The sequence below is a fragment of the Streptomyces sp. NPDC006997 genome (genome assembly GCF_040635175.1).
In the GTDB taxonomy this organism is placed as follows: Bacteria; Actinomycetota; Actinomycetes; order Streptomycetales; family Streptomycetaceae; genus Streptomyces.
The window spans coordinates 63634-89082 of sequence record NZ_JBEYHH010000020.1 but is presented as its reverse complement, the minus strand read 5'-3'; the positions used below and the strand labels follow the sequence as shown (position 1 = coordinate 89082).

General features: G+C 74.2%; 22 protein-coding genes and 1 pseudogene. 17 read left to right on the top strand and 6 right to left on the bottom strand.

Annotated elements, in window-relative coordinates; genetic code table 11:
* The first annotated feature begins 56 nt into the window (after positions 1–56).
* Genes ABZ659_RS21220 through ABZ659_RS21185 form a run of 8 tightly spaced genes read left to right on the top strand, consistent with a single transcriptional unit; the run spans position 57 to position 8259 of the window.
* Positions 57–407 carry an NADH-quinone oxidoreductase subunit A gene (locus tag ABZ659_RS21220; RefSeq protein ID WP_360222140.1) on the top strand — a complete coding sequence of 117 codons (351 nt, stop codon included), beginning with the start codon at positions 57–59 and terminating at the stop codon, positions 405–407.
* Positions 398–1531: a hypothetical protein gene (locus tag ABZ659_RS21215; RefSeq protein WP_360222137.1), complete on the top strand. Its 1134-nt coding sequence runs from the start codon at positions 398–400 to the stop codon at positions 1529–1531. Before ABZ659_RS21220 ends, ABZ659_RS21215 begins: the two co-directional genes overlap by 10 nt.
* Positions 1524–2465, top strand: a complete 942-nt coding sequence (locus ABZ659_RS21210; RefSeq protein WP_360222134.1) for an NADH-quinone oxidoreductase subunit H — start codon at positions 1524–1526, stop codon at positions 2463–2465. Before ABZ659_RS21215 ends, ABZ659_RS21210 begins: the two co-directional genes overlap by 8 nt.
* A 46-nt stretch (positions 2466–2511) precedes the next feature.
* Entirely contained in the window at positions 2512–3033 is a 522-nt protein-coding gene (locus tag ABZ659_RS21205) for an NADH-quinone oxidoreductase subunit J (RefSeq protein WP_360222131.1), read from the top strand.
* A complete protein-coding gene (gene nuoK / locus ABZ659_RS21200; protein ID WP_360222128.1) occupies positions 3030–3335 on the top strand; it encodes an NADH-quinone oxidoreductase subunit NuoK in 306 nt (101 codons plus the stop codon). Before ABZ659_RS21205 ends, nuoK begins: the two co-directional genes overlap by 4 nt.
* Before the next feature lie 7 nt (positions 3336–3342).
* Positions 3343–5286 (top strand): proton-conducting transporter membrane subunit, encoded by a 1944-nt coding sequence (locus tag ABZ659_RS21195; RefSeq protein ID WP_360222125.1) that lies wholly within the window; start codon positions 3343–3345, stop codon positions 5284–5286.
* 40 nt (positions 5287–5326) lie between these two features.
* Positions 5327–6841 (top strand): NADH-quinone oxidoreductase subunit M, encoded by a 1515-nt coding sequence (locus tag ABZ659_RS21190; RefSeq protein ID WP_360222122.1) that lies wholly within the window; start codon positions 5327–5329, stop codon positions 6839–6841.
* Positions 6838–8259, top strand: a complete 1422-nt coding sequence (locus ABZ659_RS21185; RefSeq protein ID WP_360222119.1) for a proton-conducting transporter membrane subunit — start codon at positions 6838–6840, stop codon at positions 8257–8259. The genes ABZ659_RS21190 and ABZ659_RS21185 overlap by 4 nt, the downstream gene beginning before the upstream one ends.
* Before the next feature lie 16 nt (positions 8260–8275).
* On the opposite strand, the gene ABZ659_RS21180 is transcribed toward ABZ659_RS21185, so the two are convergent.
* Complete coding sequence (locus ABZ659_RS21180; RefSeq protein WP_360222116.1) at positions 8276–9706, bottom strand: MFS transporter; 1431 nt, start codon at positions 9704–9706, stop codon at positions 8276–8278.
* 124 nt (positions 9707–9830) lie between these two features.
* Between ABZ659_RS21180 and ABZ659_RS21175 the strand changes: the two genes are divergently transcribed.
* Entirely contained in the window at positions 9831–10478 is a 648-nt protein-coding gene (locus ABZ659_RS21175) for a TetR/AcrR family transcriptional regulator (protein ID WP_360222113.1), read from the top strand.
* 57 nt (positions 10479–10535) lie between these two features.
* Here the strand turns inward: ABZ659_RS21175 and ABZ659_RS21170 are convergent, their stop codons facing one another.
* Both ABZ659_RS21170 and ABZ659_RS21165 read right to left on the bottom strand, forming a co-directional pair.
* Positions 10536–11156 carry a 3'-5' exonuclease gene (locus ABZ659_RS21170; RefSeq protein WP_360222110.1) on the bottom strand — a complete coding sequence of 207 codons (621 nt, stop codon included), beginning with the start codon at positions 11154–11156 and terminating at the stop codon, positions 10536–10538.
* A 79-nt stretch (positions 11157–11235) separates the two neighbouring features.
* Positions 11236–11358 (bottom strand): annotated as a pseudogene (locus ABZ659_RS21165) (cysteine hydrolase); the annotation flags it as partial.
* Positions 11359–11555: 197 nt separating this feature from the next.
* On the opposite strand from ABZ659_RS21165, the gene ABZ659_RS21160 reads away from it, so the two are divergent.
* The 8 genes from ABZ659_RS21160 to ABZ659_RS21125 all read left to right on the top strand — a co-directional run bounded on the left by ABZ659_RS21160 (position 11556) and on the right by ABZ659_RS21125 (position 19094).
* On the top strand, positions 11556–11702 hold the full coding sequence (locus tag ABZ659_RS21160) for a hypothetical protein (RefSeq protein ID WP_360222107.1): 147 nt from the start codon (positions 11556–11558) through the stop codon (positions 11700–11702).
* Positions 11703–11830: 128 nt separating this feature from the next.
* Positions 11831–12502 carry a DUF2278 family protein gene (locus ABZ659_RS21155; RefSeq protein WP_360222104.1) on the top strand — a complete coding sequence of 224 codons (672 nt, stop codon included), beginning with the start codon at positions 11831–11833 and terminating at the stop codon, positions 12500–12502.
* Between the two features lie 169 nt (positions 12503–12671).
* The gene (locus ABZ659_RS21150) at positions 12672–13445 is read left to right on the top strand and encodes a class I SAM-dependent methyltransferase (protein WP_360222101.1); all 774 of its coding nucleotides are present in this window, start codon (positions 12672–12674) and stop codon (positions 13443–13445) included.
* Positions 13446–13658: 213 nt separating this feature from the next.
* Positions 13659–14717, top strand: a complete 1059-nt coding sequence (locus ABZ659_RS21145) for a helix-turn-helix domain-containing protein (RefSeq protein WP_360222098.1) — start codon at positions 13659–13661, stop codon at positions 14715–14717.
* A gap of 178 nt (positions 14718–14895) precedes the next feature.
* On the top strand, positions 14896–16275 hold the full coding sequence (locus ABZ659_RS21140) for a potassium transporter TrkG (RefSeq protein WP_360222095.1): 1380 nt from the start codon (positions 14896–14898) through the stop codon (positions 16273–16275).
* The gene (locus tag ABZ659_RS21135; RefSeq protein WP_360222092.1) at positions 16268–16990 is read left to right on the top strand and encodes a TrkA family potassium uptake protein; all 723 of its coding nucleotides are present in this window, start codon (positions 16268–16270) and stop codon (positions 16988–16990) included. Before ABZ659_RS21140 ends, ABZ659_RS21135 begins: the two co-directional genes overlap by 8 nt.
* Before the next feature lie 162 nt (positions 16991–17152).
* Positions 17153–17620, top strand: a complete 468-nt coding sequence (locus tag ABZ659_RS21130; protein WP_360222089.1) for a CBS domain-containing protein — start codon at positions 17153–17155, stop codon at positions 17618–17620.
* Between the two features lie 175 nt (positions 17621–17795).
* Complete coding sequence (locus tag ABZ659_RS21125; protein ID WP_360222086.1) at positions 17796–19094, top strand: ArsB/NhaD family transporter; 1299 nt, start codon at positions 17796–17798, stop codon at positions 19092–19094.
* Positions 19095–19123: 29 nt separating this feature from the next.
* On the opposite strand, the gene ABZ659_RS21120 is transcribed toward ABZ659_RS21125, so the two are convergent.
* The 3 genes from ABZ659_RS21120 to ABZ659_RS21110 all read right to left on the bottom strand — a co-directional run bounded on the left by ABZ659_RS21120 (position 19124) and on the right by ABZ659_RS21110 (position 25448).
* On the bottom strand, positions 19124–19819 hold the full coding sequence (locus ABZ659_RS21120) for a hypothetical protein (RefSeq protein WP_360222083.1): 696 nt from the start codon (positions 19817–19819) through the stop codon (positions 19124–19126).
* A 127-nt stretch (positions 19820–19946) separates the two neighbouring features.
* Positions 19947–20483 carry a MarR family transcriptional regulator gene (locus ABZ659_RS21115; RefSeq protein ID WP_360222080.1) on the bottom strand — a complete coding sequence of 179 codons (537 nt, stop codon included), beginning with the start codon at positions 20481–20483 and terminating at the stop codon, positions 19947–19949.
* A gap of 96 nt (positions 20484–20579) precedes the next feature.
* Positions 20580–25448 (bottom strand): DNA repair ATPase, encoded by a 4869-nt coding sequence (locus tag ABZ659_RS21110; RefSeq protein ID WP_360222077.1) that lies wholly within the window; start codon positions 25446–25448, stop codon positions 20580–20582.
* Position 25449: the final 1 nt, after the last annotated feature.

Here is a 25449-nt window from a genome sequence, read left to right as displayed (position 1 = left end):
GGTCCGCAGGGCGCGTCTGCCCGTGTGCCGCGCCGTGCTGTGGGCACCATGGACGGATGAACGGATGGCAGCCGGTAGCGGTCCTCCTCGGCCTCACCGTGGGAGGTGTCGCGCTCCTGTACGCCTGGGGCGTGTGGCTCTCGGCGGCGGCGAGACCCCTGCCGACCGGGCCGTTCGGCGGCGGCCGGGCCCCGCGCGAGCACGCGTTCTCCCGTTTCCACGTGCGCTGGTACCCCGTCACCATGGTCTTCCTGGCCTTCGACATGGAGATGCTCTTCATGTACCCCTGGGTCAGGGTGGTGTCCGAGGTCGGCGCGAGCGCCGTGGTGGAGATGTTCCTGTTCCTCGGGATCCTGTTCGCCGGTGTGCTGTACGCCTGGCGCGAGGGGGCGTTCCGATGGGCCTGAGAGCCGCCCTGTGGCGTACGGCCCTGGCCCGCCCGGCCGCCCTCCTGGTGCCGCTGCCCGGGGCGACCGCCGTCCGGCTGGCCGCCGAGGCCGAACTGCGGCGCCGCGGCTGGCCGCTGGCGGAGACCCCCGCCGCCGCGAACCTGCTGGTGGTCGCCGGGAGCACCGCCGACGAGGTGGTCGAGACGGTGTGGCGGCAGCTCCCCCGCCCCCGGGCGCGCGTGGACCTGCCCGGGACGGCTGACGTCACCCCCCGCCTCGACTCGGCCGCCGCCCGGCTCGCGTCCCCTCCTGAACCACGGCGGGGCCGCGACACGCCCCCGCAGCCCGACGCCGCCGACCTGCCCATGGCCGACCGCGCCGACGACCGCGACGGCCTCCGCCTCGACCAGCTCCACGTCCCCTTCGGCCCCGTCCTCCCCGACTGGCCCTGCGGCCTGGTCCTGGACACGGCCCTCCAGGGCGACGTCATCCAGGAGGTGGAGACCGGCCACCTGCCCGTCCCGGCCGGGACGGCACCGTACTGGAACGCGCCCTGGCTGCGGGTTCTGCGGGGCGAGGACGTCACGCGGGGCGAGGCCGCCCGGTGCCGGTGCGCGGCGCATCTCGACAGCCTCGGCCGGTTCCTCGCCGTGGCCGGCTGGCGGGACGCGGCGGCCCGCGCGCGGCGGCTGCGGGACGCCGCCCTGGCCGACGGCACGGCCTCCGACGGGTACGACGGTGAGGTGCTGCGGCTGGTTCGGCGGGTGTCACGCTCCCGCACCCTGCGTTGGCTGACCGCCGGGCTCGGCCCCCTGCCCGCCGGGCGCGCCCGGCGCCTGGGGGTGACGGGTCCGGCGCTCGCGGCGGACGGCGACGTGCACGACCGGGTACGGGTGTGGCTCGCGGACGTGGCGGAGGCCGTGGGCGGGTTCGGGGACCGTACGCCGCTCACGCGCGGGGACGCGGACGGGCCCCGGGGCCGCCTGGACGGGGAGCGACCGCCCTCGGCCGCGCTGCTCGACGCGCTGCCTGAGCTGCTGACCGGGGCCGAGTTCGGGGCCGCGCGGCTGATCGTCGCCAGCCTCGACCCCGACCTCGACGAACTGGCCGCCGTACCGGCCCGGGAGGCGTCGCATGGCTGACCCGGCACCCCTGTGGCCGGTGTTCGCGCTGCCCCCGCTGCTGGTGGGCACGGCGCTGGTGACGGCCGGTCTCGACGCCGTGCTGGACGCCGTGGCCCGCGACGGACGGACCGGCTCGCCGAGGCGGCTGCTGGGGTACGCCCTGGCGCCGCCGCGTGCGGCGCTGCGGTCGCTGGCGCAGCAGCGGCGCCGTACGGCCGCGTCGGACGCCGTCCTGGGCCGGGTCGGAGTCGTCCTCGTGCCGGTCGCCGCCGTGCTGGCGGGTGCGGTGCTGCCGCTCGGTTTCACCTCCGTGAGCGACTTGTCGGTCGGCGTCGTGTGGTTCAACGCCATGGAGGCGCTGGCCTGGGCGGCGGTGTGGCTGGCGGGCTGGGGGCCGAACTCGGTGCTGTCGCTGGTCGGCGGCTACCGGTTCCTGGCCCAGGGGCTGGCGTACGAGCTGCCACACATGCTCGCCCTCACCACGGCCGCGCTGGGCGCCGAGTCGCTGCGGGTGGGCGAGGTGGTCGACGCCCAGCGCGGGCTGTGGTTCGCGGTGTGGATGCCGGTGGCGTTCGTGGTCTATCTGGTGAGCGCGCTGGCCATGTCGTTCTGGGGTCCGTTCGACGCGCCGACCGGGCGGGACGTGGCGGGCGGCGCAGCGGCGGAGCTGTCGGGGGTGGACCGGCTGGTGCTGCTGGGCGGGCGGTGGCTGCTGCTGGTGGTGACCGCCGCGTTCAGCGTGCCGCTGTTCCTGGGCGGCGGGCACGGTCCGCTGCTGCCGGGCTGGGCGTGGACGCTGGTGAAGACGGCGGCGGTACTGGGGCTGCTGGTCGTGGGCAGACGTCTGGTGCCGGTGCTGCGGATGGACCGGTACCTGGAGCTGGCGTGGCTGGTCCTGGTACCGGCCGTCCTGGCGCAGGCGCTCGTCGTCGCCGTCGTCGTACTCGACTGAAGACCCCTCGGAACGGAAAGCCCATCAGAGACGGAGGCCCTCTCACATGCTCACGGACGTGGTGTTCTGGGTGCTGGGGGTGGTCGCCGTCGCCGCCGGGGTCATGGTGTTCCGCTTCGACTCCATGGCGCGGGCGACCTACGCGCTGCTCACCGCCCTGCTCTGCGTGGGCGGCGAGGTGCTGCTGCTGGGGCTCGACTACCTCGGTGTGGTCATCGTGCTGATGATGACGATCGAGATGGCCCTCATGGCCGTCTTCATGGTGATGTTCATGATGAACCCGGCCGGTCTGATGCCGATGAGCATGGTGCACAACACCAAGGGGGCGGCCGTGATCTGCGGGGTGGTCTTCGCCGGGCTGGCCACCGGCATCCTGCTCACCGACTGGCCGGACCGCCGGGGCGGGCCGCCCGCGGATCCCACCAAGGCGCTCGGCATGTCGCTGATGGGTCCGCAGATGCTCACCATGATGACCTTGGGCATGGCCCTGTTCGCCACCATCGTCGGCACCGTCGTGCTGGCCACCCGCCGTGGCCGCCACGACTCCGCGCGGGAGGCGGGCCGATGACGCTGGAGCTGTTCCTGCTGCTGGCCGCCGCGCTGTTCAGCACCGGTCTGTTCGGCGCGCTGACCCAGCAGTCCGTGGTGATGCTGATGATGGGTCTGGAGCTGATGCTGGGCGGGCTGATCGTCGCCGCCGCGGCGGTCTGGCGGTACGTCTCCCCCACGGCGGCGGACGGGCAGGTGCTGGTCGTCGTCGCGGTCACCGTGATGGCGGTGGAGATGGCCGTCGGTTTCGCCGTCGTCACGGCGCTCTTCCGCGCGCGTGAGGTCGACATGACCGACATGGCGGCGGAGTTGCGGGAGTGAGCGGCCGGTGAGCGCGGTGCTGTGGGCGCTGCTCGCCCTGCCCCTGGCGGCCGGTGCGGTGCTGCTGGCCGCCGGGCGGGCCGCCGACCGCGCGGCCCCGGCCGTCGCCGTCGCCACGGCCGCCGCCTCGCTCGCCCTGGCCTGTGCCGCCGCCTTCGGCCATCCGGCCGTCCGGGCCCCGCTGCTGTCCGGGCTGCCGCTGCGGCTGCGGGTGGACGGGCTGTCGGGGCTGCTCGTGGTCACCGTCGCCGCCGTGACCGTGGCGGTGCTGGTGTTCAGCGTCTGGGACATCGGTCCCGGCGAGGCCCGGGCCCGCTTCTTCGGGCTGATGCTGCTGTTCGCCGGGGCGATGCTCGCCACGGTCACCGCCGCCGACCTGCTGACGCTGCTGATGGCCTGGGAGGTCATGGGCGCCACCTCATGGGCGCTGATCGGCTACTGGTGGCGGGACCCGGACCGGGTACGCGCGGCGGACACCGCGTTCCTGACCACCCGGGCGGCCGACCTCGGCCTGTACCTGGCGGCCGGTGCCGCGCTGGCGGGCGGGCGGCCCGGCTCGCTCGCGCTGGGCCGGCTCGACACGGCCACCGGCCCCTGGCTGCACCTGGTCACCGCGGGGGTCGTGGTGGCGGCGCTCGGGAAGTCGGCGCAACTCCCGTTCGCGTTCTGGCTCTCCCACGCCATGCGGGGCCCGAGCCCCGTCTCGGCGCTGCTGCACTCGGCGACGATGGTGGTGGCCGGGGCGTATCTGCTGCTGCGGCTCGGGCCGCTGCTCGACGCCTCCGGCTGGGGCGCACCGGCCGTCGCGTGGACGGGGGCCGCGACGGCGCTGCTGCTGGGGCTGGTCGCCGTGGCGCAGCGCGACCTCAAGCAGTTGCTGGCGGCGTCCAGTTGCGCGCAGATCGGGTTCATGGTGCTGGCCGCCGGGGCTCACGGGACGGCCGGGGGCACCCTCCAGCTCATGGCGCACGCCGCCGCCAAGAGCCTGGCCTTCCTCGCCGCCGGTGCCTGGCTGACCCTGCTCGGCACCAAGGCGCTGCCCGCGCTGCGGGGCGCGGCACGGCGGCACCGTACGGCCGGGGCCACCTTCACGGTGGCCGCGCTGACGTTGGCGGGGGTGCCGCCGCTGGCGCTGTGGGCGGCCAAGGACGTCCTGCTCGCCGCCGCGCTGGAGCGCGGGCCGTGGCTGTACGCGGTGGGGCTGGCCGGGGCGGTGGTGTCGGCGGCGTACAGCGTGAAGGCGCTGTGGTGGGTGTGGCGGCGACCGGACGGCGACGGCCGGGTGGCGGGCACCGGGCGCCGGGTTCCCCTCGTCGGCGGGCTGCCGCTGGTCGTGCTCGCGGTGGCCTGTGCCGCGCTGACGGTACCCGCGGTGCCGCCCGCGCGGGACGCCGTCGTCCGCGTGCTCGGCGGGGGCCCGCTCACCGCGCCGCACGCCTGGGAGGTCGTCCTCTCCGGCGCGCTGGCCGTCGTGGCGTCCTCGGTCGCGTGGTGGTGGGGCGCGCGGGACGTGCCGGTGCGGTACGCGCGCGTGCGGGGGTGGTTCGGGGGCTGGCTGGGGCTGGAGGCGGTCGCCCGCGCCGTCGTCGTACGGCCGGTGCTCGGGCTCGCGCGGGCGCTGGCCGCGTTCGACGACCGGGTGCTCGACCGGGGGGTGGAGGATGCGGCGCGCGGAGTCGTCGGGCTCGCGCGGGCGCTGGCCGCGTTCGACGACCGGGTGCTCGACCGGGGGGTGGAGGGTGCGGCGGGCGGAGTCGTCGGGCTCGCCGCGCGGACCGACCGGCGGGCCGAGCAGGGGGGCGTCGACGCGGCCGTGGAGGGGGTCGCGTCGGCCGCCGGGGCGCTCGGGCGGTGGGCGCGGCGCCCGCAGACCGGGCAGCTGCACCAGTACCTCGCCCAGGCCGTCGCCGCCTTCACCGTGCTCGCCGTCGTGCTCGTCCTGGTCAGGTGACTTCCGTGTCCGCCGTTCCCGTCGTCGTGAGGTGACTTACGTGCTCACCGTCCTGGTCCTGCTGCCGACCGTCGTGGCGGCGCTGCTGCTGTGCGTGCCGGGCGCCGCGCCGCACGGGCTGTTCCGCTGGGCCTGGGTGGCGACCGCCGCCGCCGAACTGGCCCTCGCCGTCACCGTGTGGGTGGGCTACCGCGCCGACGGCGGCGAGGGGATCGGGTACGAGGTCCGGGCCCGCTGGATCCCCAGCGCGGGCGTGGGCTACCACGTGGGCGTCGACGGGCTGTCGCTGCCGCTGACGGCGCTGACCTGCGTACTGTTCCTGGCCTGCGCGCTGTACGGGCTGCGGGGGAGGCAGCGGGTGCGGGAGTTCGCCGCGCTGTTCCTCTTCCTCCAGACGACCTGTCTCGGGCTGTTCGTGGCGCTGGACCTGATCCTGTTCTTCCTCTTCTTCGACCTGTCGATCGTGGCGATGTACTTCGTGATCGCCGGTTGGGGCCACGGGGGCGCGGCCCGCGCGGCGCTGAAGTTCTTCCTCTACACGTTCCTCGGGTCGCTGGCGCTGCTGCTCGGCTTCATCGGCCTGTACCTCGCCGCCGAACCGCACACCTTCGACATCGTCGAGCTGACCCGGGAGGACCCCCTCGCGGGCCGTTCCGCGTACGGGGCGCTGGTGCTGCTCGCGGTGGCGGTCGGGCTCGCGGTGAAGACGCCGACCGTGCCGTTCCACACCTGGCTGCCGCCCGCGCACACCGAGGCGCCCGCCGCCGGTTCGGCGATCCTGGCCGGGGTGCTGCTGAAGATGGGCACGTACGGGTTCCTGCGGATCGCGATGCCGGTGCTGCCCGCGGCGTGGCGGACGTACGCCGTGGTCTTCGTGGTCGTCGGTGTGGTCTCGGTGCTGTACGGGGCGCTGGTGGCGCTCGCCCAGACCGACTTCAAGCGGATGATCGCCTACACCTCGGTCAACCACATGGGGTACGTCGTGCTGGCCGTCGGCGCCGCCGGGTCCGTCGGCGGCGGTCGGGACGCGGCGCGGCAGCTCGCGGTGACCGGGTCGGTGGTGCAGATGGTCAGTCACGGGCTGCTCACCGGCGCGCTGTTCCTGCTCGCGGGGGCGCTGTACGAGCGGGGCCGCACCTACGACATGGCCGCCTACTCCGGGGTCGCCGGGCGGGCGCCGGTGCTCGCCGCGTGCACGGGAGTCGCGGCGTTCGCGTCGCTGGGGCTGCCCGGGTTCTCCGGGTTCGTCGCCGAGTTCCAGATCCTCGCCGGGAGCCTGGGACCGCGGCCGGTGGCGACCGCGCTGGCCGTGCCGGGGATCCTGCTCACCGCCGCGCTCTTCCTGCGCGCGCTGCAGCGGGTGTTCCTCGGCCCGCCGCGGCTGCCGGTGGCGGCGCCGGGCGCGGACCGGCCGTTCCCCGACCTGCGGGCCCACGAGGGTGCCGCCGTCGTGCCGCTGCTCGTGCTCGGCGTGGTGATCGGCCTCGCGCCGCGGTTCCTCCTCGACGTCGTCGAACCCGCGTCCCGTCAGGTGCTGGAGCTGCTGGCACGATGACCACGCTGACCGCGGCCATGGACGAGAACCCGCTGGACCTGCTCCCCGAGGTCCTCCTCGCCGCCTCCGCCGTGCTCGGGCTGCTGCTGGGTTCCTGGCTGCCGCGCTCCCGGCAGTGGCTGGTCGGGGCGCTGGCCGCGGGGGCGTGCGCGGCGGGCGTGGTGGCGGCGGTGCTGGCCCCGGCGACCACCGCGTTCGGCGGTGCCTTCCTCGTCGACCAGGTCACCGCCACCGCCCGCGTCACCATCCTCGGCGGCACGCTGGTGGTGCTGGCGCTGAGCGTGGTGCCGCTGCGGTCCGACCCGCGCGAGAGCGAGTTCTACGTCCTGCTCCAGCTCGCCGCGCTGGGCGCGCTGATGCTCGCCGGTGCGGGCGACCTGCTGTTGCTGGCGGCGGCGTACCTGCTGGCGAGCGTGCCGTCGTACGTCCTCGCGGGGTTCCGCAAGGACGCCCACGGCACGGAGGCGGCGCTGAAGTTCTACGTCGTCGGCGCGTTCCTCGGCGTGCTGATGCTGACCGGGGTGACGATCCTGTACGCCGCCGGGCGCGGAACGTCGTACGCCGTGCTGCGCGCCGGACTGCCCGCGGCACCCGACGGGTTGGCGGCGGCCGGGGTCGTCGCGCTGCTCGCCGGGCTGCTGTTCAAGGCCGGGGGTGTGCCGGGGCACTTCTGGGTGCCGGACGTGGTGCAGGGCAGTACGGCGCCGGTGGCGGCGTTCCTCGCGACGCTGCCGAAGGTCGGGGCGCTGGCGGCCCTGTACCGGCTGGGCGCGCGGGTGCTGCCGGGCGCGGACGTGCCGTGGGCGGCGCTGCTGGCCGTCCTCGCGGCGGCGTCGATGACGCTCGGCAACCTCGCGGCGTTCTTCCAGCGGGACGTCAGGCGGCTGCTGGCGTACTCGACGGTCAGCCAGGTCGGCTACCTGCTGATGCCGGTGGCCGTGGCGGACCGCAGCGACCTCGCCCAGCAGGCGCTGCTGTTCTACCTCGCCGCGTACGCCGTGACGAACCTCGGCGCCTTCGCGGTGGTCTGCGCTCTGCCGGAACGCCGGGAGACGTCCGACTACCGGGGGCTGGCCCGGGACCGGCCGGGGCTCGCGGCGGCGCTGGGCGTCTGCCTGCTCGGCCTGCTCGGGACGCCGCCGACCGCGGTGTTCCTCGGCAAGCTGGAGGCGTTCGGCGCGGCGTTCGACGGCGGTTTCGCCTGGCTGGCGGTGGTGGCCGCCGTCAACACCGTGGCGTCCCTCTTCTACTACCTGCGCTGGCTCGCCCCCGCGGTCTTCCCACCTCGCGACGCGGTCCCGGACGAGCCGGTCCGCACGGCGTCCGTCACCGCGTACGCGGCGGCGGCCCTGTCCGTCGTCCTGGGCCTGACGGGCGGCCCGGTGCTGGCGCTGCTCGACCGGGCGGGCGGCGGCTGAGGCTCCGCCTCCGTGGTCAGTGCGCGTGCGGTCCCCCGGTCGGCTGCGGCTTCCCCCGGGGTACGAGGGCCAGGGAGAGGACCGCGGCGACGGCCGCCGCCACCGCGCACAGGGTGAAGGCGTCGGTGAAGCCGCCCACCGTGCCCCGCTCGATGCCCGTCGCGGCGACCGTGGAGACCACCGCCACGCCGATCGAACCGCCCACCTCGTGGAAGGTGTTGACGACTCCGGAGGCGAGGCCCGCCTCCTGGTGGTCGACCAGGGCGAGCGCGGTGGTGGTGGCGGTGACGAAGACCGCGCCGATCCCGAGGGAGGCGACGGCGAAGCCGGGCAGCAGGACGGCGTAGACGCTGCCGGTGTCGGAGAGCCGGGTCAGCGGGGCGCAGCCCGCGGCGGCGACCAGCAGGCCCGCGACCGCGGTCGGACGGCTGCCGAGCGTGCCGACGAGCCGGGAGCCGAGGTGGGCGCCGAGGCCGGTGGCGACGGCCACGGGCAGGAAGACCAGGCCGGTCTCCAGCGGGCCGAAGCCGCGGGCGTGCTGGAGGTAGACCGAGCCGAGGAAGAAGAAGGCGATGAGCAGCGCGGTGGCGACCAGCATCAGGAACGCACCCGCCTGCACCGGCCGCCGGGTGAACATCCTCAGGTCCATCAGCGGGGCCCGGCTCGTGCGCTCCACGGCGCCGAAGACGGCGTACAGCACGACGGCGGAGGCCAGCGGCAGCAGGGTGCCGGAGCCGGTCCAGCCGGAGTCTCCGGCCTCGACCAGGCCGTAGATCAGCGCGGCCGTGCCCGAGGTGACCAGCAGCGCGCCGGGGAGGTCGAGCCGGGCAGGGCGCGGCGGCCGGGCCGGGACCAGGGCGGGCAGCGCGACCAGGACGGCGAGGCCGACGGGCACGTTGACGTAGAACACCCACCGCCAGCCGGGGCCCTCGGTCAGCGCGCCGCCGAGCAGCACCCCGGCCGCCGCGCCGCTGCCGCCGAGGGCGGCCCACACGCCGAGCGCCCTGGTGCGTTCGGCGCCGTGGAAGGCGGTGGTGACCAGGGACAGCGCGGCCGGGGAGAGCAGCGCGGCGCCGACGCCCTGGGCGATGCGCCCGCCGAGCAGCGCGGGCGCGTCCTGCGCCAGCCCGGTCACCAGGGAGGCCGCGGTGAACACGGCGAGCCCGGCGAGCAGCGTGCGGCGGGCGCCGAGGGCGTCGGCCAGCCGCCCGCCGAGCAGCATCAGCCCGCCGAAGCAGAGGGTGTACGCGGTGACCGCCCAGGTCAGGGTGGTTCGGCCGAGCTCCAGGTCGACGGCCATGTCGGGCAGCGCGACGTTGATGACGGTGACGTCGAGGATGAGCATGAACTGGGCGACGCAGAGCAGCGCGAGGGCGGCCCAGCGGCGCGGGTCGGGCGGCGGGGCGGTGCCGGGGTGGGCGTGGGCGGTGGAGGAGGGCTGGGTCATGACGGTTCCTCAAGGGCCGGGGGCTGATCTCCGAGGGGACGCGGGACCTGACAGGAACTGAACTGTACGGCACAGTTCATTTGAACTCAACGGTACAGTTCAGTCGGCTGCTAGCCTCGGGGCCATGAGCGTGGACACCCCGAAACCCCGGCCCAGCGGCCCCCGTGCCGAGCAGAAGCGGCGGGCGATCGTCCGGGCCGCCCGGGAGCAGTTCCTGCGTTCCGGGTTCGGTGTCGGCATGGACGCCATCGCCGCCGCGGCGGGCGTCTCCAAGGTCACCGTCTACAACCACTTCGGGAGCAAGGAGGCGCTGTTCTCAGCGGTCATCGCGGGCGCCCTCGACGAGCCCCTCGCCGGGGAGTCGTCGGCCGCCCTGGAGAAGCTCGCCGACGCCGAGGACCTGCGCACGGCCCTCCTGGAGGCCGCCCGTTCCTGGGTGCACGCCGTCCGCGACAACGAGGACGTGGCCGCGCTGCGCGCCCTGGTCGCGGCGGAGGGCCACCGCTTCCCCGAGATCGCCGGCGCCTGGCGCCACCACGGACCCGAGGGCCACCACCCCGCCCTCGCGAACGCCCTGCGCGCCCTCGACGCCCAGGGCCGCCTGACCATTCCCGACCTCCGCACGGCCCTGCTCCAGCTGTACTCCCTGCTGGTCTTCCCGCACATGGTCTTCGGCACCTACGGCACCCGGGTCGACGACGACCTCACCGAGCGGCTGCTGGTGGGCGGCGTGGACATGTTCCTGGGGCACTACGCCCCGGGGGTGGGCTGACACACGGGCGGCGGGGCCCCACCGTCCTCCCCACCCACCAGGTCACGCACCCTCTGCTCACCGGTCCCGACGGCCAGCGACCGCTGGCGCCTCCGGGTCGTGAGGTGTGGCTGGCCATGCTCCGCGGCCCACCAGATCGAGGACGAGCGCGGCGATGTTCCAGGCGTCGTCCTCGCCGCGGTGATGACGTCCCTCAAGCGGCAGTCCGGCGATCCGCAGGGCGTGGTCCATGCCGGGCTTCCCGCGCAGTCCGTAGGCCGCGGCGAACACGGCCTTGGCGTTGGTATGGGTGCGCTCCGCGGGGTGGCCGAAGGGGTAGGCCACCCCGTCGGTCCGACTCTGCCGGGCGAACTGCCGACGGTCGTACTCGCCCCAGCTCGCCCAGGGACGCGTCCCTGCCTCGTACTCCTCGACGAGGATCCGACAGGCCTCGGCAAAGGTGACACCCTGTTCCACCTCGGCCTGCGTCAGGCCGGTCAGCGTGGTGCAGAAGTCGCTCACCGCCGACCGGGCGGGACGGACCAGGAGACGATGCCGGGATACCCGGCGCCGTGCCGGGACGTCCACGACGGTGAGGCCGATCTCGATGATCTCGTTCACGGAACCGGGCGGCGGCTGCCCTTCCCAGCAGGTGGCTTCCACATCAATGACGTTCAGCAGGGCGGATTCCTGGCGCATGGGCCGAGGGTAGGGGGCGGCCCGCGGCGGCGAACGGCGGGCCTCCCGCCACTGCGGTGCGCCGGCTTCGACCACGGAGGACGCCAGCAGCCCGGACACCGTCGACCGCGCTGCGCGGGCGCGGCAGACGCCCGGAACCGTCGTCGGCGACGGCCACGACGTCCCGTTGGACATCCATCACCAGAAGTGCGCTGTTCGCCATGCCTACGGCCCCTTGTCCCTCGGGAGACGGGTCAAGCCCGGTGGATCAAGCGAGCCGCGGCGGAGGTCCCGGAGATCCTCGGCAGCGTCGTGCCCCAGGGCGCCCCGGGACCTGAGAGGCCTGGACCGGCTGTCCCGGGGTATCCGTGAACCCACGCGGCCCGGCACCAGGCCGGGCGCCTCGAAGGAAGGAGCGGCGTGTCCGCACTACTCGAAAAGATCAAGCGCTTCGCGAGGAGCCCGCAGGGTCGGCGTGCGATCGGCCAGGCCCGCCGTACCGCGGCCGATCCGCGCCGCCGCGCCCAGGCCCAGCGGTTCATGAGCAAGCTGCGCGGCCACCGGTAGCGGGGCGAAGCGCTGTCGCCGACGCCCCGCTGCCGTCCCTCTCGAACAGGTCGACGCGCTTCTCCCCCGCGCCGCGCGGAGCGTCACGACGCCGTTACGTGGCGTACGCGTAGTGGTTCACTGGCCGTATGCCCTTCGACCACTACGGCGTGCTCTCGGGAACCCTGCACGCACACCACCGCGACCAGCCGGACGACCAGGGCCGCTGGTTCCACGTCAACCTCGAGGTGGACGCGCCCGACGGGCGTTACCACTGTGCTGTCGACGTCGACAGTCACAAGTCGTCCGTGGGTGTGCGGTGGAAGACGTTCACCCTGGACGCCGCCGCCCTGGAACCGGCCGTGACGCTGCCTCCCGGCTACCACGAGCTGGACCGCCAGTCGGCGTCCGGCGCCTTGGACTACCTGCGTCATCCCGCGCTGGTGGACCAGTCCGGCGTGCTGTTCGAGCGGCGCCCGCCGTCCTGGCTCCAGGAACTCCTCGACCTGTTCGGCTCCCGGCCGTGGCACGCGGGCAGCAACGTCGAGGCCGCCACCGCGCTGGAGGGCATCCTCGCCCCCGGACAGCGCGTCCTCGTCTTCGGTGAACCCTTCGGCCTCCGGTCCAACGGAGACATGGGGATGCACAACGTCCACCAGAACCAGGGCGACCCGGCGGGGTCCCAGTGGTGGCAGGAGAACGGTGTCTGGCAGGACGGCGCCACGATCACCCACCGTCCCGACGGCCGCTACGACGTGTTCCTGAACAAGTTCTCCAGCCAGGCAGGTCTCACCGACGGCGCTGGACACCCGGTCACGTGAGCCTCGGCGGCACCGCACCGCGTCGGCGGCGCGGGCAGCGGCGTCACGCTCCCTACGACGCCGTGACGACGGCTCGTCACGGCGGCCTCCCCTCGTGGTCCCCTCCCCCGGCGGCCCCGCGGAAAAGCCCGCGCGCCACGTCCCGCCCCCGCAGTACCGTCACCCCGTGATGAGCGACCACCAAACCCGGACGAGCCAACCAGCCGACCCCGACGGGCACTTCGGGGAGAGTGCCGCCGCGACCTACGACGCCCACGCGGCGGACATGTTCACCCCCGAGGCCGTGGACCCGGTGCTCGACGTCCTGACCGAGCTGGCCGGGGACGGACCGGCCCTGGAGCTGGGCGTCGGAACCGGCCGGATCGCGCTGCCGCTGGCCGGGCGCGGGGTCGGGGTGCACGGCATCGACATGTCCCGGGCGATGGTCGCCCGGCTGCGAGCCAAACCCGGCGGGGACGCGATCGGCGTCACCGTCGGCGACTTCGCCACGGCGAGGGCGGACGGGGCGGGCGGCTACACCCTGGCGTACCTCGTCTACAACACGATCAACAACCTGACCACCCAGGCGGCCCAGGTGGCCTGCTTCCGCAATGTCGCCGCCCATCTGGCGCCCGGCGGAACGTTCGTGATCGAGGTCGGGGTCCCCGACCTGCGGCGGCTGCCGCCCGGACAGACCGTCGTCCCCTTCCACATCAGCGACAACCGCTGCGGCTTCGACGAGTACGACACCGCCACCCAGTCGCTGATCTCGCACCACATCCGGATCGAGGGCGACCGCGGTTCCTCCGTGTCGGTCCCGTTCCGGTACGTGTGGCCCGCCGAGCTGGACCTGATGGCGGAGCTCGCCGGAATGCGGCTGCGCCACCGCTGGGACCACTGGACGCGCGAGCCGTTCACCAGCGACAGCCGCCAGCACGTGTCGGTGTGGGAGAAGCCCGAGTAGGAGGCTCCGGACCAACGCCCCGGACCGTCAGGGTCCCGGTGCGCGGGCCTGCCGGGCTCCGGCACCGGGACCGTTCTCAAGGCTCCCCGCCGCCATGCTGCCCCACGGGCGGCCACCCCCGCATTGCCGGTTCCCGGCAGCGTTCACTAAGGTCTCCATGCCGGTCGCCGGTGCGTGGAACGCCACCGGCACATTCACTCGACGGGGGCAGGCGTGGCGGAACAGGGCGTACCGGGGGACTACCTGAGCGGCTACGCGGACATCCTCACCGAGGTCTCGGCCACCGGACGCCGGTTGACCCGCGACGAGATCGAGTCCCGTCGGGTGCTCGGCGAGCGGGCCGCCGACGCCGGGTTCGGGCTGCGGTCGCTGGTCGGCGCGCACCTCGCGGCCACCCGCGCCGCCTGGCCGGGCACCCCCGGTTCCGCCGACAGCGTCCTCGCGGCGATGCAGCAGGTCGTCGACGCCTTCGCCGAGGGCTACGAACGCGCCCAGCGGCTCGCCGTGCGCCAGGAGGAGGCGGCCCGCCGCGAGTTCATCGACGACCTCCTCTACGGCCGCAGCGACCTGGGCCGACTCGCCGAGCGCGCCGAACGCTTCGGGCTGCGGCTCTCGCACGCCCACGCCGTGGCCGTCGCCGAGGGCCCGGCCGCCTACGACGAGGGCGACCCGGTCCCCCGCCATGTCGAACGGTCCCTGATCACCCGGTTCGGCGACCGCAGCATCCTGCTCACCACCAAGGACGGCCGGATGCTGTGCATCGCCCCCGGCGACCAGGAGCAGGTGCTCACCGCCTTCGCCAAGCAGGCGTACGCCGCCACCGACGGCGGCCGGGTCGCGATCGGCCGCGCCCAGCCCGGCCCCGGCGGGGTCGTGCAGTCGTACGAGGAGGCGCTGAACACCCTGGACCTCGCGGGGCGTCTCGGTCTCGACGACCCGGTGCTGCGCGCCGCCGACCTGCTGGTCTACCCGGTGCTCACCCGGGACCGGCAGGCGATGGCCGACCTGGTGCGGGAGGCGCTGGGCCCGCTCGGCGCCGCGCGCGGCGGCGCCGGTCCGCTGCTCGACACCCTCACCGCCTACTTCGACTCCGGCTGCGTGGCCGCCGAGGCCGCCCGGCGCCTGTCGCTGAGCGTGCGGGCGCTGACGTACCGCCTGGAGCGCATCCACAAGCTCACCGGCGCCAACCCGGCCGACCCCGCGCACCGTTACATGCTCCAGACCGCGGTGATCGGCGCCCGGCTGCTCGACTGGCCCGCGAAGGCGCTGTAGCGCCCCCGGGCCTGCCTCCGACGACTCCTGGGCCGTCTTGACGCGTCCTTGACGGGACGGCCGCCGGGGAACACGGTCGACCGGTGTACTTGCGGGTAAGGTGTGCGGCCGGGATCTTGATGAATCCTTTTCGCCGAGCCGGGGAGCACGGCGGACCGGACCGGCGGAGAAGGCAGTGATGGCGGGATCGACGACGCGGGCACGGGCGCGCCTGGCGCTGCTGGCCCTGCATCCCGCCCGCGCGGTCGTGGTCGGCTTCGCCCTCGTGGTGCTCGTCGGGGCGGCGCTGCTGTCGCTGCCGTTCGCCACCGAGCAGCGGGCCGCGGCCGACTTCGTGACCGCGCTGTTCACCGCGACCTCCGCGGTGTGCGTCACCGGCCTGGTGACCGTGGACACCGGCACCTACTGGAGCGGCTTCGGCGAGGGCGTGATCCTCGCCCTGATCCAGGTCGGCGGCTTCGGCATCATGACGATGGCGTCCCTGCTGGCCCTGCTCATCTCGGGGCGGCTGCGCCTGCGGATGCAGCTGACCGCCCAGGCGGAGACCAAGAGCCTCGACATCGGCGACGTGCGCCGGGTGCTGCTCGGCGTCGCGGGCACGACGGTCGCCGTGGAGCTGGCGGTCGGCGCGGTGCTCGCCCTGCGGTTCCGGTACGGGTACGGCGAAAGCGTCGGCCACGCCGTGTACTTCGGGTACTTCCACTCCGTGTCCGCGTTCAACAACGCCGGGTTCGGGCTGCACCCCGACAGCCTGACCCGCTACGCGCAGGACGGCTGGGTCACCCTGCCCGTCGCCGCCGCCGTGATCCTGGGCGGCATCGGCTTCCCGGTGCTGCTGGAACTGCTGCGGCACCGCGGACGCAGGCACCGCACCGGCCGCCGCAACTGGTCGCTGCACACCAAGCTGACGCTGGTCACCACCGCGTTCCTGCTGGTGGTCGGGACCGTGCTGACCTGTCTGCTGGAGTGGTCCAACCCCGCCACGCTCGGCGGGCACTCGGTCGCCGGGAAGATGCTCGACGGCTTCTTCCACTCCACGATGTCCCGCACCGCCGGTTTCAACGCCGTCGACATCGGCGCGCTGCACGCCTCGACCCTGCTGATGACCTGTGTGCTGATGTTCATCGGCGGCGGCAGCGCCGGAACCGCGGGCGGCATCAAGGTGACGACGTTCGCGGTGCTGGCCGCCGCGATGTTCGCGGAGGTGCGCGGCGAGCCGACCTCCGCGGTGCTGGGCCGCAGGCTCGCCCCGCACGTGCTGCGGCAGTCGCTGACCGTGGCGCTGCTCGGCATCGGCCTGGTCATCGGCTCCACGCTCACCCTGCTGGCCATCACCCGGCAGGAGCTGGAGGCCGTGCTGTTCGAGGTGGTCTCCGCGTTCGGCACGGTGGGGCTGTCCACGGGCATCACCGCCGATCTGCCGACGGCCGGGGAACTGCTGCTGACCGCCCTGATGTTCGTCGGCCGTCTCGGTCCGATCACCCTGGTCTCGGCGCTCGCCCTGCGCGAGCGGACCCGACGTTACGAACTGCCCGAGGAGCGACCCATCATTGGCTAACTACCTGCACTCCCTGCGTGAACGGCGCCGCAAGCGCCGCTCCGACGCCGCCGCCCGCAGCAGTGGTGACCAGCGCGTCGCCGTCATCGGTCTGGGCCGCTTCGGCTCGTCGCTCGCCAGTGAGCTGATGCGCCGCGGCTGGGACGTCCTCGGCATCGACACGGACTCCCGGCTGGTGCAGAAGTACAGCGACGACCTGACCCACGCGGCGGTCGCCGACTGCACCGACGCGGAGGCGCTGCGCCAGCTCGGCGTCAACGAGTTCACCAGCGCCGTCGTCGCGATCGGCACCGACATCGAGGCGTCCATCCTGGTCAGCACCAACCTGCTGGAGGCCGATGTGCCCAACATCTGGGCCAAGGCCATCAGCCGCCAGCACGGGCAGATCCTGGAACGCCTCGGCGTCCACCACGTCGTCCTGCCCGAGCACGAGATGGGCGAGCGCGTCGCCCACCTGGTCACCGGCCGGATGCTGGACTTCATCGAGTTCGACGACGACTACGCCCTGGTCAAGACCGTCGCCCCGGAGGTCGCCACCGGTGTGCCGCTCGGCGAGAGCCAGGTCCGCAGGCGGTTCGGGGTCACGGTCGTGGGCATCAAGCGCTCCGGCGAGGACTTCACCTACGCCACCGCCGAGACGGTCGTCGAGCGCGGGGACGTGATCATCGTCACCGGCAAGACGCACGCGGTGGAGGAGTTCGCCGAGCTGAGCTGACCCGAACCGGTCGGACACCGGGACCGGACCAGCGATCATGGAGGGCGCGGAGCGTCACAGGGCGGGGACGGCCCCGGGCATCGCCGTACGGCGACCGGTCGGCATACCGTGTCCGCACGACGTTTCGGGCCGAGACACCGAGAACGAGAGTGGGGCCGAACCATGCGCGCACGTGACATGGCGGTTGAGTACGAGACCGTGAGCGTGGGCAGCGACGCCATCGACGCCGCGCGGCTGCTGGCGGAGCACCGGCTGCCCGGGCTGCTGGTGGTGGACGACGGCGGGATGCCGGAGGCGATCCTCCCCGCCTCCCAGATGATCAAGGTGCTGGTGCCGGGGTACGTCATCGAGGACCCGACGCTGGCGTCCGTGGTCGACGAGCGGCACGCCGACCGGCTGTGCCAGTCCCTGGCCGGTCTCAAGGTGCGCGACTGTCTGTCGAAGACCACCCCGGCGCCGCCCGTCGCCGCGCCGGACGACACCGCCCTGGAGGTCGCCGCGCTGATGGCGGAGGTGCGCAGTCCGCTGGTGGCGGTGGTGGACAAGGCGAAGGACGGCACCCATCTGCTCGGTGTGATCACCGCCTCCCACCTGCTGGAACGGCTGCTCGGCGCCGCGGGCGCCAGCTGAGGGCTCCGCCCGGCGGGCCTGGAGACAGGAAACGGTAGGGTTCCCTCCGGTGTGCGGGGGAGCCTGATCAGCGGGCCGGGAACGGGTCGCGTCGACGCTCGCCACCGTGGCCGTCCGGCCGCCGTCGTCGCCGGTGCGGTGCGGCCCGCCCGCGTTGCGAATTCATCGGAGGACCGTGAACGACTGGCACAGCTGGGCGGCGATCGTCGTCTTCGTCGGCGCCTACGCCCTGATCATCAGCGAGAAGATCCACCGTGTCGCCGTGGCTCTCGGCGGTGCGGGCCTGATGCTCGCGATCAGGGCGACCGACGACGAGTCCGCCTTCTACTCCGAGCACTCCGGTATCGACTGGAACGTCATCTTCCTGCTCCTGGGCATGATGATGATCGTCGGGGTCCTGAAGAAGACCGGCATGTTCGAGTACCTGGCGATCTGGTCGGTGAAGCGGGCCCGCGCCAAACCGTTCCGGGTGATGGCGATGCTGGTCGTCATCACCGCGGTGGCCTCCGCGCTGCTCGACAACGTCACCACCGTGCTGCTGATCGCCCCGGTGACGCTGCTGGTCTGCGAGCGCCTCGCGCTGCCCGCCGCGCCCTTCCTGATCGCCGAGGTCCTCGCCTCCAACATCGGCGGCACCGCCACCCTGGTCGGCGACCCGCCCAACATCATCATCGCCAGCCGCGCGGGCCTGACCTTCAACGACTTCCTGGTCCACCTGGCTCCCCTGGTGGCCGTGCTGGTGGTCGTCCTGCTCGGCCTGTGCCGGGTGATGTTCCGCAAGTCCTTCCGCTACGACGAGGACCGCGCCGCCGAGGTCATGGCGCTGGAGGAGCGCGAGGCCATCCACGACCCCCGGCTCCTGGTCCAGGGCCTGATCGTGCTGACGCTGGTGGTCGCCGGGTTCGTGCTGCACCCGGTGCTGCACTACGAGCCCAGCGTCGTCGCCCTGCTCGGCGCCGGACTGCTCGTGGCGATCTCCACCGCGGAGACCGGGGAGGTCCTGCGCGAGGTGGAGTGGCCCACCCTCGCCTTCTTCGCCGGACTCTTCATCATGATCGGCGGCCTCATCGAGACCGGCGTCATCAACGAGATCTCCACCGCCCTCGCGGACCTCATCGGCGACAACGAACTCGGCGGCTCCATGATCCTGCTGGGCGCGTCCGCCGTACTGTCCGGCATCGTCGACAACATCCCGTACGTCGCCACGATGGCCCCCATCACCAGCGACCTGGTCGACTCCATGGGCGGCGGCGGGGACCACGTGATGTGGTGGGCGCTCGCCCTCGGCGCGGACCTCGGCGGCAACGCCACCGCGATCGGCGCCAGCGCCAACGTCGTCGTCCTCGGCATCGCCGAACGCAACCGGCAGCCGATCTCCTTCTGGCAGTTCACCAAGTACGGCCTGATCGTGACCGCGGTGACGGTGCTGCTGGCGCTCGGCTACGTGTGGCTGAGGTACTTCGCCCTGGCGTGACACACCCACCCGAGCCCGGCCGCGGACGCTCAGCGGTGCGCGGTGGCCCGCAGGCGGAAGGACCGCACCACCGCGAGCGCGCTCGCCACGACGAGCCCCGCGGCGGTGAGGGCGAGACCGCGCGCCGGGCCCGACTCGGCGACACCGCCCGCGACACCCCGGGGCGGCACCCGCCCCTCGGGGTCGTACACCACGGCGAGCGCGTCGCCGGGCCGGGTGCCCGGGCCGCAGCCGCGCCGGATGCGGACACCGAGCGGGTCGCCGTCGCGGTCGGCGACGGAGCAGAGGTAGCGGTCGTGCCCGTTGCCCGACTGGTCGCCGTGCTCGACCGACATCACCACCGCGGACCGCACCTGGCCGCGCTCGGCCAGCACCACCCCCGCCGCGACCTGCGGGGTCTGCGCCACGAGGCAGACCCCGAGCACGGCGACGATACCGATCAGTGCCCGCCCGGCCCGCAGCGCCGCGAGGTGCGCGCCGAGTACGGCCACGGCCAGCAGGCCCGCCTCACCGCTGCGGAACACCGGCGGTCCCGCCCAGGCCCCGGTGATCCCGGCGCCGACGATCGCCACCGCGCCCAGCACCCCGGTGGCCAGGCCCTTCACGGACAGCCGCCAGGGCGGCAGGCCGACGAACTCCGCCGGACCCCACACGGTGGCCGTGACATGGGCGGGCAGTCCCGACTCGGCCGGGGGCGGCGGGCGGAGCGGACGCCGTGTCCGCATCTCCCACCTCCGGCGTCTCTCGCTCTTCGGGGTCCCTTGCCGGAGTCCGGCAGCGACGGCCGTTCGGCTCACACGGCGTCCTTGCATTATGCAAAACCCCGTGCGGGCGCTCCGGCAGCACTCCGAGTCAGACGCCGTGCCCCAGGACGCCGTCCGTCCAGCCCAGTGGATGGGGGCCCGGGGCGTCGGTCGCGGGGGCCGGCGGCTCGCCACCGGCGGTGTTGAAGGCGGACAGCGCCTCGACCAGCGTGGCGCGCTGCTCCGGGGCCAGCCGCTCGACGATCCCGGCGATCTCGGCGCGGCGCCGCGCGGTGACGTCCTCGACCGTGCGCCGCCCCTCCGCGGTGAGCCGCAGCAGGGTCTCGCGGCGGTTGTCCGGGTTGACCTGCCGGTCCGCGAGTCCGGCGGCGATCAGCCGGTCCACCATGCGCATCGCCGTGGACGGTGCCACCCCGAGCAGCTCGGCGAGCGCGACCAGCTTGGTCACACCACGGCTGGACAGCACGACCAGCATCCGGAACTGGGGCAGGGTGACCCGTTCCTCCACCGCCGCCAGCGACCGCGCCGAGACGGCGACCAGGACGCGGGAGGCGGTGAGGACCGCGCGGGTCACCGCGTCGACGTCGTCCTGCTGGTGCCCGGTGGGGGGTACATGCTCCGGCATGGGTCCTTTCTACCGCGCCGGAGCGGGGGCCAGGGCCCCGGTCCGGCGGGTGGGCGCCGGGCGACCGGTCGCGCCCCCGGGTCGGCCGCACGAGCGTCACCGCTCCCGGCGCCGCAGCGCCTCGCGGGGGTCGGTGGCGCGGGTGATGGCGGACTCGACCGCGGCGATCCGGTCGGCCAGCAGCCCCAGCGCGGCGACGGCCCTGGTGAGGGGCTCGTCCTCGGCACCGCCGAGCGCCCGGGCACGGACGTGCGCGGCCTTCAGCTCCGCCCACCGCTGCGCCCACTCGGGCGTGAGGGTGCCGCGCAGCTCGGCCAGTTTCAGCAGGTTGGCCTCCGCGCCGGTGGTGAGGGTCTGGGCCTCGGCGGTGTAGTGGTCGTCGAGTACGGCGGCCAGTTCGGCGTCGTTCATGACCGGCTGGACACGCTGGGCGATCTTGTTCATGTTGCGGTAGGAGCCCTGGAGCCGGAACGGCGGCTCGGTGCGGGCCTCGTCGGACTGCGCGGCGGAGGCGATGTACGCCGCGTTCACGGCGAGGACGGTCTCGCGGGCGGTGAGCAGGTGGCGCAGCACAGCGAGGACCTGTTCCAGCTCGGCCGGGGCGTAGGGGTGGGTGAGCCGGTCGGCGCGGGCCGCCGGGTCGCCCTCGGCGAGCCGGATCAGCAGGTCGAGGTCGGCGCGGTCCCGTCCGGCCAGCGGCGCGAGGACCGGGTTGGCGGTCAGCGCGTTCTCGATGAAGCTGACGGAGAAGGTGTCGGCCTTGCCGGAGAGCACGTCGCCGAGGTTCCACACGTCGGCGCGGTTGGCGAGCATGTCGGGCACCCGGAACCGGCTGCCCGACTCGGTGTAGGGGTTGCCCGCCATGCAGACGGCGAACCGCTTGCCACGCAGGTCGTAGGTGCGGGGCGCGCCCTCCCAGACGCCCTCGATCCGACGGGTGGCGTCGCACAGCGGGATGAACTTCTGCAGCAGCTCGGGGGAGGTGTGCTGGATGTCGTCGAGGTAGAGGAGGGTGTTGTTGCCCGCCGCCAGCGCGAAGTTGATCTTCTCGACCTCCTGGCGTGCGGTGGCGTCGGGCGCCTCGGCCGGGTCGAGGGAGGTGACGGTGTGGCCGAGCGCGGGTCCGCTGACCTTGACCAGGACCAGGCCCAGCCGGTCGGCGACGTACTCCATGAGCGTCGTCTTGCCGTAGCCCGGCGGGGAGAGCAGCAGGAGCAGGCCGCCGGTGTCGGTGCGCTTGTCGGCGCCGGTGGAGCCGAGCTGTTTGGCGAGGTTGTCCCCGATGAGCGGGAGGTAGACCTCGTCGACGAGTCGGCCGCGGACGAACGACGACATCACGCGCGGGCGCAGCTCGTCGAGGCGCAGCCGGGCGCGTTCGGCGGCGACGAGTTCGGTACGGCGGCGCTGGTGGGCGCGGAAGGCGGGGGTGTCCCGTTCGCGGAAGGCGCGGGTGCGGGCGAGGAACTCGTCGACGCGGACGGTCAGGGTACGGCCGGTGAGCCGGGGGTGGCTGCCGAGCAGGCCGGTCACGGTGGCGGTCAGGGGTGCCTCGCCGGTGTGGCGGGGCAGGTCGGGGCAGAGTTCGGCGGCGACGGCCTCGGCCAGGTCGCCGGGGGTGAGCGGGGTGCCGGTGGCGGTGGCGTAGGAGCTGAGCCACGCCTCGGCCAGCTGGTGGCGGGCGGTGAGGTCGTCGAGGGCGGCGAGGTCGTCGTCGTAGGCCGGGGAGCCCGTCGTGCGGCGGAACTTGTCGAGCAGGGTGCGGGTGGCGGCGGCGAGGACGAAGCCCTCGGGGCCGCTGGTCAGCTCGTCGAAGAGGTAGTCGGCGGCGGGCTCGGGCGCGCCGGGGCCCATGCCGAAGTCGGCGATGGCGGCGGTGAGTTCGGCGCGCAGTCCGTCGATCGCGGGGGTGGGGCCGAAGGTGTCGCGGGCGCGGGCGAGGGAGACGGCGCGGCGCCGCCAGTGCGCGCGGGACCCGTCCGTCGTGCCGTGCGCCCAGAACAGCTGGGCGGCGGCGCGGGCGGCGGGCTGGTGGCGCAGCGCCCCGGCACCGTCGTACAGGCGGAGGACGGCGGTGAGGATGGCGGTGGCGTCGTGGTCGTGGACGCCGCGCTCGTAGCCCTCGTCGTACGCCTCCCGCGCCGCGTCGCGGACCAGGGCGGGCAGGTCGTCGTGGGCGGCGAGGGCGGCGGGCCCGTGTGCGGCGAGCAGCCGGGCGGCGAGGTGTTCGGCGCGGTACACCTCCGGCGACTCCGAGGGCAGGTGGCGGTCCCGGTAGGGGCGGGTGGCGGCGAGGCCGGGGAAGGCCGCCTCGGTGACCGGGGCGCGGTAGTCGGTGCCGGTGACCGCGAACGCGAGGCCGTCGCCGTGCGGGACCAGGGTGAGGTCGAAGGGCTGGGTGTTGACGGCGAAGCGGTGGCGGCCCAGGCGGAGGGTGCGGCCGTCGTCGGCGTACAGGTCGGTGCGGTCGCGCAGGGCGCGTACGGCCTCCTGCCGGGCGGCCTTGAGGCGGCCGTCGAGTTCCTCGGCGCGGACCTGGTCCCCGGCTGCGCGCAGGGCGTCGGCGGTGCGGCGGACCTTGGCGGGCATCGGGTCGGAGGTGAAGTAGGCGGCGACCGCGTCCGCGTCGGGCAGGGTGGCGGCGCGGCGGGTGACGGTCTGCAGGACGCGGTCCGCGGCGGCGGCGAGCTGGTCGGCGCGGCGGGCGCGGGCGTCGGCGAGGGACTGCTTGCGGGCGGAGAACGCCTCGTAGACCTCGGCGCGCTGGTCGGTGAGCTGGGTGAGGAAGTCGTCGAACTCCGCGAAGCGGGACTCCAGGTCCTCGATCTGGACGAGCAGCCGGGCGAGCTGGGCGTCGCACTCCTCGGGGCTGTCGGCGGCCTGCAGCGCTCCGGTGACCGCCTGGCCGAGCAGGGCGAACTCGGCGCCGAAGGCGGCGCGGCCCTCGTGGTCGAGGAGGGCGCGGCGGCGGGCGTCGAGGGTGGCGCGGGCGCGGTTGACGCCGCCGAGGCCCTCGGCGACGCGCTCCAGGACGGCGGTGCGGACGGTGGTGTCCGCGATGTCGAGGCCGCCGACGACCTCGGTGACCGTGCGCAGTGAGTCGGCCAGTTGGTCGAGGCGGGCGGCGACGGGCGCGGCGTCGGCGGCGGTGGTGAGGGCCTCGGCGTCGGCGACGAGCTGTTCGACGTCCCGGTGCTGGTCGTCGAAGGCGTCGTCGCGGGCGAGGAAGGCCACGGCGCGGCGGCCGAAGGCGGCGAGGTCCGTCTCCGCGGCCCCGGCCAGCGCGTCGATCCGGGCGGTGTCGGCGTACCGCATCTCCTTGCAGGTGAGCAGGTGGCCGAGGGCGTGCCGCAGTTCGGTGAGACCGGTCACCCAGGCGGCGGCCTCACGGGGTGCCTCAGCGCGCAGTCGGCGCACCACGGCGGCGATCCGCGCGTCGGCCTCGTCGAGGGCGTCGGCGGCCCGCCGGGTGAGCGTGCGGACGGTCTCGAACTCGGCGAGCGCCTGCTCGGCGGTGGCCCGCAGCTCGCCCAGCGGCGCGCGCAGGTCGCCGAGTTCGGGGTCGCCGAGCCAGTGGTGGGCGTCGGTCGCGCGGGCGCAGGCGGTGAGGAGCGCCTCGTACCTCTCGGCCGTGGGGCTGGTGTCCCCGGCGGCGCGGGTGAGGGACAGGCAGTCGGAGATGCCGCGGACCAGGTCGGCGTTGCCGACCCGGGCGAGCGGTCCGGCGGCGGTGGGCGCGGCGGCGGCGTGGGTGTCGGAGACGTACGGGGAGCGCCACACCTGGAGCGGGTGCACCCGTGCGGGCTCGTCGCCCGCGGCGCGCAGCACCATCAGCGTGCCGTCGTCGAACAGCGCCCAGCCGTGGCAGGTCAGCGGGGTGGCGACCGACTTGCGGATCATGTTGTACGGCAGCAGGAGACTGCGGCCGGGCACGCGCGCGTGGAACGCGTACAGCACGTCCTCGCCGTTGGGTGAGCGCACCTCGCGCTCGAACTCCAGGCCGTCGGTGTCGACGTCGTAGGTCTTGTGGGCGCCGCTGGCCAGGCAGTAGCCGCCGGGGAAGACGATGCCCTGGTCCTCGGGGAGGCGGCGGCAGGCCCGTCCGATGCCGTCGAGGCGGACGACGGTCCTGGTGAGGGTGTTGAGGACCAGGTGGCGGTCGGCGGTCTCCTTGTAGGGGCGGATCCGCAGCAGGATCAGCGGGCCCACGCGGGCGTGCGCGATGTCGGCGTCCGCGAGGGACTGGAGGGGCTCGTCGACGGGTTCGGCGTAGACGCCCTCGCCGGTCTCGGTGTCGTCGTCGGTCTTGACGGTGAGGGTGCCGCCGAGCGTGTCGACGTAGATCCCGTCCTGGACGCGGACGTGGGGGTGGCGGCCGAGGACGTGGTCCTCACGGGTGGTGGCGGTCCACTCGACGTCCTGGGCGGCGGGCAGGACGTGGTCGCGTTCGCCGCGGGCGTCGAGGAAGGCGACGCTGTCGTCGTCGGCGACCGCCCAGCGCAGGACGCGGATGTCGGCGGCCTTCTCGCCGGTCTGGAAGACGGCCAGCAGTCTGCCCTCGACGCGGCGCAGCTGGAGCAGCCGGGCCTGCCGGTAGTAGCGGTGCAGGGCGGCGAACTCGCGGACGAAGGTGGGGTCGTCGAGGAGTCCGGGGACGGCGCTGTCGGGCAGCGGGTCCAGGTCGCGGTCGTACAGGCCGAGGACGTCGGCCACGGCGGGCTCGCCGGTGTGGGCGGGGGAGGTGTTGCGGCCGAGCAGCAGGTGCCCGCCGATCGCGACGACGTCGCGGGGCGCACAGGGCTGCTCGGTGCGGAGCCGCTCGGTGCCGGTGAGTTCGAGGCGGGTGGCGCCGAACTCCTCGATCCGGCGGGCGTTCAGCTGCTCGGCGCGCCGGGCCAGTTCCCGGGCCTGTGCGGCGAGCCGGTCGCGCAGCACCTCGTAGGAGCCGGTGTCCAGGCCGGTTGTCATG

Bases quoted from the DNA above. Each gene is read 5' to 3' on its own strand.
- ABZ659_RS21220 (WP_360222140.1), top strand. From the start codon at position 57: ATGAACGGATGGCAGCCGGTAGCGGTCCTCCTCGGCCTCACCGTGGGA.
- ABZ659_RS21215 (WP_360222137.1), top strand. From the start codon at position 398: ATGGGCCTGAGAGCCGCCCTGTGGCGTACGGCCCTGGCCCGCCCGGCC.
- ABZ659_RS21210 (WP_360222134.1), top strand. From the start codon at position 1,524: ATGGCTGACCCGGCACCCCTGTGGCCGGTGTTCGCGCTGCCCCCGCTG.
- ABZ659_RS21205 (WP_360222131.1), top strand. From the start codon at position 2,512: ATGCTCACGGACGTGGTGTTCTGGGTGCTGGGGGTGGTCGCCGTCGCC.
- nuoK (WP_360222128.1), top strand. From the start codon at position 3,030: ATGACGCTGGAGCTGTTCCTGCTGCTGGCCGCCGCGCTGTTCAGCACC.
- ABZ659_RS21185 (WP_360222119.1), top strand. From the start codon at position 6,838: ATGACCACGCTGACCGCGGCCATGGACGAGAACCCGCTGGACCTGCTC.
- ABZ659_RS21180 (WP_360222116.1), bottom strand. From the start codon at position 9,706: ATGACCCAGCCCTCCTCCACCGCCCACGCCCACCCCGGCACCGCCCCG.
- ABZ659_RS21175 (WP_360222113.1), top strand. From the start codon at position 9,831: ATGAGCGTGGACACCCCGAAACCCCGGCCCAGCGGCCCCCGTGCCGAG.
- ABZ659_RS21170 (WP_360222110.1), bottom strand. From the start codon at position 11,156: ATGCGCCAGGAATCCGCCCTGCTGAACGTCATTGATGTGGAAGCCACC.
- ABZ659_RS21155 (WP_360222104.1), top strand. From the start codon at position 11,831: ATGCCCTTCGACCACTACGGCGTGCTCTCGGGAACCCTGCACGCACAC.
- ABZ659_RS21150 (WP_360222101.1), top strand. From the start codon at position 12,672: ATGAGCGACCACCAAACCCGGACGAGCCAACCAGCCGACCCCGACGGG.
- ABZ659_RS21140 (WP_360222095.1), top strand. From the start codon at position 14,896: ATGGCGGGATCGACGACGCGGGCACGGGCGCGCCTGGCGCTGCTGGCC.
- ABZ659_RS21130 (WP_360222089.1), top strand. From the start codon at position 17,153: ATGCGCGCACGTGACATGGCGGTTGAGTACGAGACCGTGAGCGTGGGC.
- ABZ659_RS21120 (WP_360222083.1), bottom strand. From the start codon at position 19,819: ATGCGGACACGGCGTCCGCTCCGCCCGCCGCCCCCGGCCGAGTCGGGA.
- ABZ659_RS21115 (WP_360222080.1), bottom strand. From the start codon at position 20,483: ATGCCGGAGCATGTACCCCCCACCGGGCACCAGCAGGACGACGTCGAC.
- ABZ659_RS21110 (WP_360222077.1), bottom strand. From the start codon at position 25,448: ATGACAACCGGCCTGGACACCGGCTCCTACGAGGTGCTGCGCGACCGG.